We start from the raw sequence: 13,435 nt of genomic DNA, 5'->3' as shown, positions 1-13,435 counted from the left end.
CACCCTGGACCGCCCCGCCAGCGCCAAGGACCAAGCCCATGCTCCGCCGCCGTGACTTCCTAGCCTCCGCTGCCGCCACGGCCGCCCTGCCGGCGCTGTCCTCCCGGCTCGCGGCGCAGGCCGGAATTTCCCCCGCCGGCACGCCCGCGGCCGGGGCGCCGCGCCTGCCGCCCGGCTTCCTCATCGGCGCCTCGACCTCGGCCTACCAGATCGAAGGCGCGGTGAAGGAGGGCGGGCGCCAGCCCTCGATCTGGGACACCTTCTCGCACACGCCCGGCCGCATCGCCGATGGCACCAATGGCGACGTGGCCTGCGACCACTACAACCGCTATGCCGGCGACGTGGATCTGATGGCGCAGATGGGTCTCCAGGCCTATCGCTTCTCCATCGCCTGGCCGCGCGTGATGCCGCAGGGCACCGGCCCGGTGAACCCGGCCGGGCTCGATTTCTACGACCGGCTGGTGGACAAGCTGCTGTCGCGCGGCATCCTGCCCATGGCCTGCCTCTATCACTGGGACCTGCCGCAGGCGCTGCAGGACCGTGGCGGCTGGCACAATCGCGATATCGCGAACTGGTTCGCCGATTATGCCCACGCCACTGTGGCCCGCCTCGGCGACCGGGTGAAGCCCTGGGCGATGCTCAACGAGCCCTCGGTGCATGCCATTTTCGGCCATGGTTTCGGCAATCACGCGCCGGGCCTCACCGGTTGGGAGAGCTATGTCAGCGCCCAGCACCACCAGAATCTGGCGCAGGGCACCGGCATCGCCGCGCTGCGGGCGCTGCGCTCGGACCTGAAGCTCGGCACGGTGTTCTCGCTGCAGCCGATCTTCCCCGCGTCGAAGGCCCCGGAGGACGTGGCGGCGGCGGGCCGCTTCGACGCGTGCTGGAACACCATCAATCTCGACCCGCTGTTCCACGGCCGCTACCCCGCCGGGTTCGAGCCGGTCTTCGCTCCTCTGGTGCGGCCGGGCGACATGGCGACGATCCAGCAAAAGATCGACTTCCTCGGCGTCAATTATTACGGCCCGTCCTATATCCAGCACGACGCGAACGCCTTCCTCGCGCAGGCGGGCTATGGCGCGGTTCCGCCCGGCACGGCGCTCACCGCGCTGGGCTGGCCGATCAGCCCGCAGGGGCTGGTGCAGGTGATGACGCGGCTGCGCGACGAGTATGGCAACCCCACCACCTTCATCACCGAGAACGGCGCCTGCTATGACGACCCCGCGCCGGCCGGCGGGGTGGTCGCCGACCCGCAGCGCACCGCCTATATCCGCGCCCATCTCGACGCCTGCGCGGAGTCCATCGCGCAGGGCTGCGGGCTGAACGGCTATTTCGTCTGGTCGCTGCTCGACAATTTCGAATGGGCGGAGGGCGAGCGCCGCCGTTTCGGCGTGACGCATGTGGATTTCGCCACGCAGGCACGCACGCCGAAAACCTCGCTACTCGCCCTCGCGCAGCTCATCCAGGCCCGCGCCGGCGGCACCTCTCCCTGAGATTGAGGACATGCGACCAAAATTCGTTGGGAACCTGAAGGCCTTGTAGCCTATCGCCCGCCCCTTCGCGCGCGATAGGCTCGCGCGCATACGCTGGCGATCAGCCAGCGATTCGGGGGCGGGCGACCATGAGAGCATTGTTTGGTGGGGCCGGTGCGCCCCGGCTGTTGCTAATGGCCGTGGCAGGCTTCGGCATCGACGGCTTCGCGCATGTGGCCGCCGCGCAAACGGTCTACGAGACGCTGAATTTCGGCACCACCGGCACGTTCCTTACCGGCATTCGCGGCGACAACATCGTCGGCAACTACACGATCGGCACCGCGACCGGCGGGCTCTATTACAACATGGTGACGCAGGCCTGGTCGCCCATGCCGGTCTCCACCGCCGACGGCGTGAACTATCCCGGCGCGACCAGCTCCTCGCCCTATGGGCCGAGCTTCGGCAATCCCGGCGGCATCCTGCGCACGGTGGGCAGCTACCAGACCACGGCCTCGGCGCCCTATGACCTGAGCTACCTCTATGATGGCGCGGCGGCACCGGGGCAGTCGATCACCCCGCTCGCCTATCCAGGTTCCGATACGCTCTTCACCATCGCACACAGCACGTTCGGCAACCAAGTCGTCGGCGACTACGATACCGATCTCGATCAGGGCAAGGCGTTCATCTACACGATCAGCACCGGCACCTATGCGCCGCTCGTCATCACCAATGCCAGCACCACGGCCTATGGCGTCTATGGCGACAAGATCGCCGGCGGCTATGCCATGGTCGAGCCAGGCGGCGCGCTCGGGGCGGAGCACGGCTACATCTACGATCAGAGCACCGGCACCTATGTGAGCTACGACCACCCCGCCTCGATCGGCACCCATTTCGAGGGAATCACCGGCGCCGGCCGGGCGGGCGAATACAATCTCGTCACCAACTGGGTCAGCGCCGACGGCGCCGTCCACCCCGCCGTGATGCATCTGGCGGCGGACGGAACGGTCACCTGGTATGAGATCGACATTCCCGGCGAGTCCGTCTCGGCGAACTCGGCCTATGGCGACAATGTCATCGGCATCTACATCACCAATGGCACCGTCAACGGCTATCTCGCCACCCTTCCCGGCATCTACAACCCGATCCGCAACGATGCGCCGCTGACCGTGGCCGCGAACGGGGCGACCGGCATCGCCACCAATCCCGGCGGGGACGACGTGATCAACCGGTCGAGCATCCTGGTCTCGGGTGCCAATGCCACCGGCATCGCCGCCGAGACCTATGGCGTGATCAGCAACAAGGGCACGATCACCGTCACCGGCAGCGACAGCACCGGCGTGCGGATGAACGGGAGCTACGGCACACTGCTGAACAGCGGCAGCCTCACCGCGAGCGCCGGCGCCACCGCGCTGTCGAGCGGCCCGGACGCGCTCGGCACCGCCGTCGTCAATACCGGTGTCATCGACGGGCAGGTGAACCTCGCCTCCGGCCTGCAGGGCCGGTTCGAGAATAGCGGCTGGCTCGGGATCAGCGGCGCGGGCGCGGGCACGGTGCAGGCCATCAGCGGCACTTTCGCGCAGACGGCGGCCGGCACGCTGGTGCTCCGGCTGGACGGCACCAGCAACGACAGCGTGCAGACCGACACGGCGCGGCTGGCGGGAACGCTGGCGGCCAGCTTCCAGAGCACCAGCATCGCCAAGTCCTCCACGCTGCTGACCGCGACGCAGGAGGTCACCGGCAGCTTCGACACCTTCGCAACGTCCGGGCTGCCGGCGATGTTCGCGACCCGCCTGAACTATGGCGCCAACGCCGTGACACTGGGCGTCGCCTCCAATCTGGGCGGGCAGGCGAACAGCACGCCGAACCAGCAGGCGGTCGGCCGCGCCATCGACCGTGTCGTCAACAACAGCAGCGGGCCGCTGCTGCTCGAACTGCCGGCGGGGCTGAGCCCGCTCTACGCGCTCGACGCCGCGCAGCTTCCGCTCGCGCTGGGCGCGCTGTCGGGCGAATCCTATGCCAGCGCGCGCTCGGTGATGATCGGCGATGGCCTGTACAGCCGGCAGGCGATCCTCGGCCGCCTGCGACAGGGCGCCTATCAGGGCGCAGCCGGCCCGACCGGCGCGCTCGGCTATGGCGGCCCGGCCCTCGCCTATGGCGCGACGCCCAAGAGCGCGGCCGCCGCGCCCTTCCCCACCAAGGCCCCGGTAGCGGAGCCGGCCCCCTTCGCCGGCACGGTCTGGGCGCAGGGCTTCGGCGGGTGGAGCGACTATGCGGGCGGGTCGACCACCGCCGATGTGGATGCCACGATCGGCGGGTTCATGGTCGGCGCCGACGTGCCGGTCTCCGACTGGCTGGTCGGCCTCGCCGCCGGCTATACCCGGTCCAGTTCCAGCAGTTCGGCGCTGCTCTCCACGTCGGATGTCGATAGCGGGCTGCTGGCGCTCTATGCCGGCACCCGTGCCGGCGCCTGGAACCTGCGGCTCGGCGCGACCTATGCCTTCAACAGCGTCGATGCCTCGCGTACCATCGCCTTCCCCGGCTATGCCCAGCAGGCGAGCGCCGCCTATGACGGCTCGACCGCGCAGGTATTCGGCGAGGTCGGCTATGGCTTTGCGGTGCAGGGACTGGCGGTCGAGCCTTTCGCCGGCCTCGCCTATGTGCATCTCGACACGGACGGCTTCAGCGAAAGCGGCGCGCTGAACGGCGTGAACGGGGCGTCCGGCTCGCTCGATGTCGGCTATTCCTCGCTCGGCCTGCGCCTCGCCACCGCGCTGGAACTGCCCGGCGGCATGGTGCTCAAGCCGCAGGCCTCGCTCGCCTGGCAATATGCCTTCGGGGACACCACGCCCGAGGCGCGGCTCGAACTGCAGAACCTGCCGGGCGCGACCTTCTCGGTGGCCGGCGTGCCGCTGGCGCAGAACACCGCGCTGCTGGAACTCGGCGCCGAACTGCTGGTGAGCGAGCGCACCAGCGTCGGCGTCGCCTATGTCGGCCAGTATGCCGACAGCGTGACGGTCAACGCGATCCAGGCCCGGCTCAGCTGGCGCTTCTGACGGCTCCGCCTGAGGCTGGGTGGAGCGCGGTGGAGCGCGAATTCCGGATGCGCAAACGTGGCGGGGGTGACATGCGGCCGACACATATGTCAGTCAATTGACGCCCATGTCCGGCGCGCCGGACATTGTGCTACCAAGAGCGATCCCATGCTGCCGGCCCGAGCGGCCGGCGGCGCAGAAGAGCGGACTTTGGGCAGACCATGCAGACAGACGATCCCACCGTCACCGAAATCGTCGCCTTCATCGCGGACGAAGTGGGTGTCGATGCGACCCTCCTGACGCGGGAGACGCCGGTGGCGGAACTCGGCATTTCCTCGCTCGACCTCATCGAGACGATCTTCAAGCTGGAGAGCCGCTTCGACATCGAAATTCCCAATGACGGACCGCTGAACGGCAACAATGTCACCGTCGGCGCGCTGGTCGACCATGTGGCCGAGCTGGTTGCCGCCAGCCATGGCCGCACGGCCGGGGCCGCGTCCGCCGGATGACGGCCCGCGTCGCGATCACCGGCCTCGGCTCGCTCTCCGCGCTCGGGCCCGACATTGCCGCTCATCTGGCGGGCCTGCGCGCCGGCACGGTGGGCATCGGCCCGACACAGGGCGTCGACGTCACCTCGATGAAGACGAAGATCTCCGCCGAGGTCCGCGGCTTCGCGCCGGAGGCGCATTTCGAGCCGCGCCAGCTCGGGCTGATCGACCGCACCTCGCAATTCGCCGTCGTCGTCGCCCGGCAGGCCCTGAGGGATGCCGGCCCGGCCCTGGAAGGCGTGGCACGCCATCGCGCCGGGGCCATCTTCGCCGCCTCGGTCGGCTTCCACGCGGTCGATGACAGCTACCACAAGCTCTATGCGGAGAAGGCGCCGCGCCCGCATCCCTTCACCGTGCCGCGCGCCATGCCGAGCGGCCAGGTGAGCCATGTCACCATGGATCTCGGCATTCACGGGCCCTCCTTCTCCATCGCCTCGGCCTGTTCCTCGGCGTCGCACTCCATCGGCACCGCGTTCCACATGATCCGCTCGGGCATGCTGGATGTCGCGGTGGCCGGCGGGGCCGAATCGCAGATCACCTTCGGCATGCTGAAGAGCTGGGAAGCGCTGCGCGTGCTCGCCGCCGAGGGCTGCCGGCCCTTCTCCAAGGATCGCGGCGGCCTCGTCATCGGCGAGGGCGGCGGCGCCGTGGTGCTGGAAAACATGGACCGCGCCATCGCCCGCGGCGCCACCATCCATGCCGAGATGATCGGCTTCGGCATGAGCGCCGACGGCATGGACATCACCGCCCCCGACATGGCGAGCGCGGCGGCCTCCATGCGCTTCGCGCTGGAGGATGCCGGCGTCAAACCGGAGGCGGTCGATTATGTCAGCGCCCACGGCACCGCGACAGTGCTGAACGACAAGACCGAGACGGCGGCGCTGCGGCAGGTATTCGGCGATCACCTGGCCAAGCTGCCGGTCTCCTCGTCGAAATCCCAATATGGGCACACCATGAATGCATCCGGCGCGCTGGACTGCGTGACCACGGTGCTGGCTCTGCGCGAGGGCTTCCTGCCGCCGACCATGGGCTATCGCGAATTCGACCCCGATTGCGATATCGACTGCGTGCCCAACGCCGCCCGAACGGCGCCGATCGAGACCGCCATCTCGTCGAGCTTCGCCTTTGGCGGGCTCAACGCGGTGCTGGCACTGAGGCGGTATAACGGCTGAGCGGAGCCGGCTCCCTCTCCCCGTCGGGGAGAGGGAGCCTCCCATTACGCTTCCACCCGGAACGCCTCCGCCAGCTTCTCGCCGACCAGTGCGCCGACGGCGGGCGCCGCGAGGCGCAGCTGCGCGCGGCAGAAATCGGCGATCTCCCGGGGCAGGCGGCCGAGTTCCTGCCGGCGGGCGATCAGCGTGAGGTGACGCGTCAATCCGGGGCCGGGAAGCGGCCAGCAGGCGAAGCCCTCCAGCCCCAGCCCCGCCTCGAACAGGCAGAGCGGCGTGGTAATGGCAAAGCCCATCCCGTCGGTGACGCTGGCGGTGACGCCATAGGGCGTGTCGAATTCCATGCGGCGCGGCAGGTCGAGCCGCAGGCGGCGCAGATGCCGCTCCACTTCCATGCCGGTCTGCGAGCGGGCGGAGAAGCGCACCAGCGGGAGCTGGCGGACCAGTTCCTCCAGATCCCCCGTCCGGCCGGGGCGCGGCAGATGCGCGGGCATCAGCAGCACATAGGGCTCGGTAAGCAGCGGCCAGCGCTCCAGCCCCTCGATATCGTCGAGATCGCCCGCCCCGACCAGAAGATCGAGCTGGCGCGTCAGCAGTGCCCCGCCATGGGAGGCGGTGAGCCCGGACAGCAGCGACACCTGCTCCGCCTTCTCGTCCAGTGCCCGCGCCAGCGGGGTGATCAGCACGCGCGAGAGCGAATCGACGAGGCCCGCGCGCAGCAGCGGCAGGCGGGCATGCTCGGCCTCGCGCACGAGCGGCGCGATCTGCCGCGCCTCGGACAAGAGCGCGCTTCCTCTCTGGCGCAGCGCGCCGCCCGCCACGGTGAGCGCCAGCGGGCGCGCCGAGCGGTCGAACAGCGCGATGCCGATGCGCCGCTCCATCTCGGCAACCGCCTGCGAGACGGCCGGCTGGGTGAGCCCGAGCCGCCGCGCCGCCTGCGCCATGGTGCCGGCCTCGCAGACCGCGAGGAAGATTTCCAGCGCCCGGAGATCGAAGGGGAGGTTGTCGGCCATGGCGACGGCGTCACTCGCGAAGGGATCGGCGATGTATAACTGAAACTTATATTATCAGCATCCTCCAGCCGGATTATAGCTGTTTGGAACATAGGTAAGGCCCCCGCATGCGCTATTCCTGGCTCAGCATTCTCACGAACGGGCTCTCCGGCCAGTCCGGTTGGAAGCCGGCCTGGCGCGCGGCGACGCCGAAGCCGGCCTATGACGTGATCATCGTCGGCGGCGGCGGCCATGGCCTCGCCACGGCCTATTACCTCGCCAGCCAGCACGGCATCCGCAATGTCGCGGTGATCGAAAAGGGGTATATCGGCTCGGGCAATGCCGGGCGGAACACCACCATCATCCGCTCCAACTACCTGTTGCCGGGCAACGAGCCGTTCTACGAATGGTCGATGAAGCTCTGGGAAGGGCTGGAGCAGGAACTGAACTACAACGCGATGGTCAGCCAGCGCGGCATCCTCAACCTCTATCATTCCGATGCGCAGCGCGACGCCTATGCGCGGCGCGGCAATGCCATGCGACTGAGCGGGGTGGATTCGCAGCTTCTGGGCCGCGACGAGGTGCGGGCCATGTACCCGTTCCTCGATTACGACAATGCGCGGTTCCCCATTCAGGGAGGCCTGCTCCAGGAGCGCGCCGGCACCGCGCGCCATGATGCCGTGGTGTGGGGCTACGCGCGGGGTGCGGATCGCCTCGGCGTCGACATCCTCCAGAACTGCGAGGTCACGGGCTTCCTCCGCGAGGGCGATCGCATCCTCGGGGTGGAAACCACGCGCGGGCCCATTGGTGCCGGCAAGGTGGGGCTCGCGGTGGCGGGCTCGACGACGCGCGTCGCGTCAAAGGCCGGATTGCGGCTGCCGATCGAGAGCCATGTGCTGCAGGCCTTCGTCTCGGAAGGGCTGAAGCCGGCGATCGACGGCGTCATCACCTTCGGCGCCGGGCATTTCTACATCAGCCAGTCCGACAAGGGCGGCCTGGTGTTCGGCGGCGACATTGACGGCTACAATTCCTACGCCCAGCGCGGCAACCTGCCGGTGGTCGAGGATGTGGCCGAGGGCGGCATGGCGCTGATGCCGCGCATCGGCCGGGTGCGGCTCCTGCGCATGTGGGGCGGCATCATGGACATGTCGATGGACGGCTCGCCCATCATCGATCGCACGCCGCTGCCCGGCCTCTATCTCAATGCCGGCTGGTGCTATGGCGGCTTCAAGGCGACCCCGGCCTCCGGCTGGTGCTTCGCCCATCTCATCGCCCGCAACGAGCCGCACGAGGTGGCGCGGCTGATGCGCCTCGACCGTTTCCGCACCGGCCATCTCATCGACGAGAAGGGAGTCGGCGCCCAGCCGAACCTGCACTGATGCGCATCCCCTGCCCCTATTGCGGCGAGCGCGACGCCCACGAATTCAGCTATCTCGGCGACGCGACGCTCACCCGCCCCGATCCCGCCGCGCCGGACGCGCCGGACCGCTTCTTCGATTACGTCTACCTGCGCGACAATCCCGCCGGGGCGCATCAGGAATGGTGGTATCACGCCTATGGCTGCCGCCAGTGGGTGAAGGTGGAGCGCAACACGCTCACCCACGCCATTGCCGGCGCGCGCCTCGCCCGTGATGCGCGAGACGCGGCGGGAGACGCGGCAGGAAACGTCCCGGGAGACGCCCCATGAGCCGCCTCGCCAAGGGCGGTCTCATCGACCGCGCGCGTTCCCTCGCCTTCACCTTCGACGGCCGGAGCTATGGCGGCCATGCCGGCGACACGCTGGCCTCGGCGCTGCTGGCCAACGACGTGCGCCTGGTCGGCCGCTCGTTCAAATATCACCGCCCGCGCGGCATCGTCTCGGCGGGGGCGGAGGAGCCGAACGCGCTGGTCGAGCTGCGCGCCGGCGCGCGGCGCGAGCCCAATACCCGCGCCACCGTGGCCGAGCTGTTCGACGGGCTGGAGGCGCAGAGCCAGAACCGCTGGCCCTCGCTCGATCTCGACCTTCTGAGCGTCAACCAGCTGCTCTCGCCCTTCCTCGGGGCGGGCTTCTACTACAAGACCTTCATGTGGCCCGCCGCCTTCTGGGAGAAGGTCTACGAGCCCATCATCCGCCGCGCCGCAGGGCTGGGGCGCATGGCCGAGGCGGCCGACCCCGACCCTTACGAGAAGGCCAGCACCTTCTGCGATGTGCTGGTGATCGGCGCCGGCCCGGCCGGGCTGATGGCGGCGCTCGCGGCGGGACGCGCCGGCGCGCGGGTGATCCTGGCGGATGAGGATTTCCTCGCCGGCGGCCGGCTCAATGCCGAGACGCGCGAGATCGACGGCAAACCGGCGGCGGAATGGGCCGCGCGGGTCACGGCCGAGCTGGCCAGCCTGCCCAATGTCCGCCTCATGACCCGCACCACCGTGTTCGGCGTCTATGATTCCGGCACTTATGGCGCGCTGGAACGCGTGGCCGACCACCTGCCGGTGCCCCCGCCCTTCCAGCCGCGCCAGCGGCTGTGGCGCATCCATGCCCGCCGCGCCGTGCTGGCCGCGGGCGCGACCGAGCGGCCCATCGTGTTCGGCGGCAATGACCGGCCGGGCGTGATGCTGGCGGGCGCGGTGCGCACCTATGTCAACCGCTTCGCCGTGGCGCCGGGACACCGCGTCGCGGTATTCGCCAATAATGACGACGCCTGGCGCGGCGCCCTCGAAATCAAGGCGGCCGGCATCGAGGTGGCTGCGATCGTCGACGTGCGCAAGGCGGTGGCGGCCAGCCTCGTGCAGCAGGCGAAAGCGAAGGGCATCCGCACCCTGCTCGACGGGCGCGTCACCGCCACCCATGGCAAGCGGCTCACCGCGGTCGATATCGTGGCGGACGGGCGCACGGAACGGCTGGCGGTCGACACGCTGGCCGTGTCGGGCGGCTGGTCGCCCAATGTCCATCTCACCTGCCATCACGGCGGCAAGCCGGCCTGGGACGAGGCCATCGCCGCCTTCGTGCCGGGCATCGTGCCGCCCTTGCTCGCCGTGGCGGGCGCTGCCAGCGGCGCCTTCTCCCTTGGCGCGGCGCTGACCGACGGCGCGGCGCAGGGCGCGGAGGCCGCAGAGGCGCTCGGCTTCCCCGTGCCGCTGCCCGACGTGCCGGCCGTGGCGGAGGAGAGCGTCGCCATCACCCCGTTCTGGCATGTGGCGGATTCCAGGGGTCCGGCCTTCGTCGATCTGCAGAACGACGTGACGGCGAAGGACATCACCATCGCTTACAAGGAAGGCTTCCGCTCGGTCGAGCATCTCAAGCGCTACACCACGCTCGGCATGGCGACCGACCAGGGCCGCACCTCCAACGTCACCGGCCTCGCCATCATGGCGAGCCTCACCGGCGCCTCGATCCCCGAGACCGGCACCACCATCTTCCGGCCGCCCTACACGCCGGTGTCGCTCGGCGCGCTGGGCGGGCACCATCGGGGCAAGGACTTCCGCGCCGTCCGCCTGACCCCGACCCATGAATGGGCGAAGGCACGCGGCGCGGTGTTCATCGAAACCGGTGCCTGGCTGCGGGCGCAGTATTTCCCCCGCCCGGGCGAAACCGACTGGCTGGAGAGCGTGAACCGCGAAGTGAAAGCGGTGCGCGCCTCGGTCGGGCTCATCGACGTCTCCACCTTCGGCAAGATCGACCTGCAGGGGCCCGATGTCGGCACCCTGCTCGACCGGCTCTACATCAACACCTTCTCGACGCTGGCCATCGGCAAGGCGCGCTACGGCGTGATGCTGCGCGAGGATGGGCTGGTGATGGATGACGGCACCACGGCACGGCTGGGGGCCGAGCATTACGTGATGACGACCACCACGGCCAACGCCGCCAAGGTCTACCAGCATCTCGAATTCTGCCTGCAGGTGCTGTGGCCGCAACTCGATGTCAGCATCGCCTCGGTATCCGAGCAATGGGCGCAGATCGCGCTCGCCGGGCCGCGCGCCCGCGACGTGCTGGCCCGCGTGGTCGATGCGGGAGTGGACGTGTCCAATGACGGACTGCCCTTCATGGGCGCCATCGAGGGCACCGTGCTGGGCGGGGTGAAGGCGCGGCTGTTCCGCCTGTCCTTCTCCGGCGAGCTGGGCTTCGAGATCGCCGTGCCGGCCCGGCATGGCGCCGCGCTGGCGCAGGCGCTGATGAGCGCGGGCGAGGCGTTCGGCATCACGCCGTATGGCATCGAGGCGCTCGGCGTCATGCGCATCGAGAAGGGGCATGTGTCCGGCAATGAACTGAGCGGCCAGACCACGGCGCGCGACCTCGGCTTCGGGCGCATGGCATCCACCAAGAAGGACTATATCGGCCGTGTCATGGCCGGCCGTCCCGGGCTGGTGGATCCGCAGCGGCCGACCTTTGTCGGCTTCAAGCCGGTGGACCCCAGCCAGCGCCTGCGCGCCGGCGCGCATTTCCTCAAGATCGGGGCGGCCGCGAGCCTCGAGAATGACGAGGGTTACATGACCTCGGTGGCCCATTCGCCCCATCTGGGTCACTGGATCGGCCTCGGCCTCCTCCAGCGCGGTCCCGAGCGCATCGGCGAGCGCGTGCGCGCCTATGACCCGGTGCGCGGGGGGGACATCGAGGTGGAAATCTGCGCGCCGGGCTTCATCGATCCGGAAGGGGAGCGGCTCCGTGGCTGATCATTCGTCTCATCCGCTGGACACCCTGCCCTTCGACGCGGTGGCCACTGCCGGCCATTACGGCGTGGCGGGCACGTTGGGTGTCACCGCCCGCCGCATCGATGGGCTTTCCATCGCCACCCTCGCCGCCCGGAAGGGCGACGACGACGCGCTCGCCGAGGCCGTGCGGGGCGCGCTGGGCCTGGAGCTGCCGCGCGCCTCGCGCGCGGTCTTCGCCGGAGCGCGCACGCTCATCGGCACCGCGCCGGGGCGCTGGCTGGCACTGTCGGGTCTCGATCGCGACATCGCCGGCACCTTGAGGGCCGCGCTCGGCCCGCTGGCCGCCATTACCGACCAGAGCGATGCCGTCGTCACCCTCGACCTCACCGGCCCGAAAGTGGCCGACACGCTCGCCAAGGGCGCGCTGATCGACCTCGACCCGCGCGTGTTCCTGCCGGGAATGGCGGCGACGACGGTGCTGGCGCATATCGGCATCACCCTGTGGCGGCGCGAGGAGGCGACATGGCGCCTCTTGGTCGCGCGCAGCTTCGAGGCGGCCCTGCTGCGCTTCCTGGTCTCCAGCGCCGCCGAATACGGCTTCGAACTGGACGACCGAGGTTGAGTGCGGCGCGGTGCGCGCTTCACGGACCCCCGCTTCTCCCGTAAAAGCCGGCCGAGCGCGACACCGCGCCGCCGGCAGACCGACGAGTATTCCGATGAGCGATATGACCACGCCCCACGTCCTCACCCTCTCCTGCCCCGATCGGCCCGGCATCGTCGCGGCCGTGGCCACCTTCCTGTTCGAGCATGGTGGCAACATCCTCGAGGCGCAGCAGTTCGACGACACGGAGAGCGGCCGCTTCTTCATGCGCGTTATGTTCGACCGGCCGGGCGATGCAGGCTCGCTGGAGGCGCTGAAATCGGATTTCGAGGCGGTGGCGCAGCCATTCGCCTTCAACTGGCGCCTGCGCCAGCGCGGTACCACGCGCAAGGTCATGCTGCTCGTCTCCAAGTTCGACCATTGCCTGGCGGACCTGCTCTATCGCTGGCGCATCGGCGAGATTCCGATGGAGATCGTCGGCATCATCGCCAACTACCCGCGCGAGACCTACGCCCATCTCGATTTCGACGGCATTCCCTTCCACTACCTGCCCATCACCAAGCAGACCAAGATGGAGCAGGAAGCCCAGCTATGGGAGCTGTTCCAGACGTCCGGCGCGGAGCTCGCGGTGCTGGCGCGCTACATGCAGGTGCTGTCCGACGGGCTCTCGGCCAAGCTGTCGGGCCGCTGCATCAACATCCACCATTCCTTCCTGCCCGGCTTCAAGGGCGCCAAGCCCTATCATCAGGCGCATGCGCGGGGCGTGAAGCTGATCGGCGCCACGGCGCATTACGTGACCTCCGATCTCGACGAAGGTCCGATCATCGAGCAGGATGTCGAGCGCATCACCCATCAGGATTCCGCCGAGGACCTCGTGCGCAAGGGCCGCGACATCGAGCGCCGCGTGTTGGCGCGGGCACTCGCCTGGCACCTCGACGACCGGGTGCTGACCAACGGCCACAAGACCGTCGTGTTCCGCGACTGAGGAGGCCCTG

The 13,435-nt window shown here is 69.2% G+C and carries 10 protein-coding genes; 9 read left to right on the top strand and 1 reads right to left on the bottom strand.

Annotated features, from left to right (window positions below; genetic code table 11):
* The first annotated feature begins 38 nt into the window (after positions 1–38).
* From FHS55_RS01175 to FHS55_RS01160, 4 genes are all read left to right on the top strand, one after another.
* A complete protein-coding gene (locus tag FHS55_RS01175; RefSeq protein ID WP_183187852.1) occupies positions 39–1,493 on the top strand; it encodes a GH1 family beta-glucosidase in 1,455 nt (484 codons plus the stop codon).
* A 173-nt stretch (positions 1,494–1,666) separates the two neighbouring features.
* Complete coding sequence (locus tag FHS55_RS01170; RefSeq protein WP_183187851.1) at positions 1,667–4,525, top strand: autotransporter outer membrane beta-barrel domain-containing protein; 2,859 nt, start codon at positions 1,667–1,669, stop codon at positions 4,523–4,525.
* A gap of 200 nt (positions 4,526–4,725) precedes the next feature.
* Entirely contained in the window at positions 4,726–5,013 is a 288-nt protein-coding gene (locus FHS55_RS01165; protein WP_183187850.1) for an acyl carrier protein, read from the top strand.
* Positions 5,010–6,224, top strand: a complete 1,215-nt coding sequence (locus FHS55_RS01160; RefSeq protein ID WP_183187849.1) for a beta-ketoacyl-[acyl-carrier-protein] synthase family protein — start codon at positions 5,010–5,012, stop codon at positions 6,222–6,224. The genes FHS55_RS01165 and FHS55_RS01160 overlap by 4 nt, the downstream gene beginning before the upstream one ends.
* Positions 6,225–6,268: 44 nt before the next feature.
* Here the strand turns inward: FHS55_RS01160 and FHS55_RS01155 are convergent, their stop codons facing one another.
* Positions 6,269–7,234, bottom strand: a complete 966-nt coding sequence (locus tag FHS55_RS01155) for a LysR family transcriptional regulator (protein ID WP_183187848.1) — start codon at positions 7,232–7,234, stop codon at positions 6,269–6,271.
* A gap of 107 nt (positions 7,235–7,341) precedes the next feature.
* Here FHS55_RS01155 and FHS55_RS01150 point away from each other — a divergent pair, with 107 nt between their 5' ends.
* The 5 genes from FHS55_RS01150 (at position 7,342) to purU (ending at position 13,425) form a co-directional block, all read left to right on the top strand.
* Complete coding sequence (locus tag FHS55_RS01150) at positions 7,342–8,592, top strand: sarcosine oxidase subunit beta family protein (protein ID WP_183187847.1); 1,251 nt, start codon at positions 7,342–7,344, stop codon at positions 8,590–8,592.
* Complete coding sequence (locus FHS55_RS01145) at positions 8,592–8,900, top strand: sarcosine oxidase subunit delta (protein ID WP_183187846.1); 309 nt, start codon at positions 8,592–8,594, stop codon at positions 8,898–8,900. The genes FHS55_RS01150 and FHS55_RS01145 overlap by 1 nt, the downstream gene beginning before the upstream one ends.
* Positions 8,897–11,860 (top strand): sarcosine oxidase subunit alpha family protein, encoded by a 2,964-nt coding sequence (locus tag FHS55_RS01140; RefSeq protein WP_183187845.1) that lies wholly within the window; start codon positions 8,897–8,899, stop codon positions 11,858–11,860. Before FHS55_RS01145 ends, FHS55_RS01140 begins: the two co-directional genes overlap by 4 nt.
* Positions 11,853–12,461, top strand: a complete 609-nt coding sequence (locus FHS55_RS01135) for a sarcosine oxidase subunit gamma family protein (RefSeq protein ID WP_183187844.1) — start codon at positions 11,853–11,855, stop codon at positions 12,459–12,461. The genes FHS55_RS01140 and FHS55_RS01135 overlap by 8 nt, the downstream gene beginning before the upstream one ends.
* 94 nt (positions 12,462–12,555) lie before the next feature.
* A complete protein-coding gene (purU, locus tag FHS55_RS01130) occupies positions 12,556–13,425 on the top strand; it encodes a formyltetrahydrofolate deformylase (RefSeq protein WP_183187843.1) in 870 nt (289 codons plus the stop codon).
* Positions 13,426–13,435: the final 10 nt, after the last annotated feature.

Origin of the sequence: Ancylobacter tetraedralis (assembly GCF_014195655.1) — a bacterium.
Taxonomy (GTDB): Bacteria; Pseudomonadota; Alphaproteobacteria; order Rhizobiales; family Xanthobacteraceae; genus Ancylobacter; species Ancylobacter tetraedralis.
This window is presented reverse-complemented; position numbering and strand designations above follow the sequence as displayed.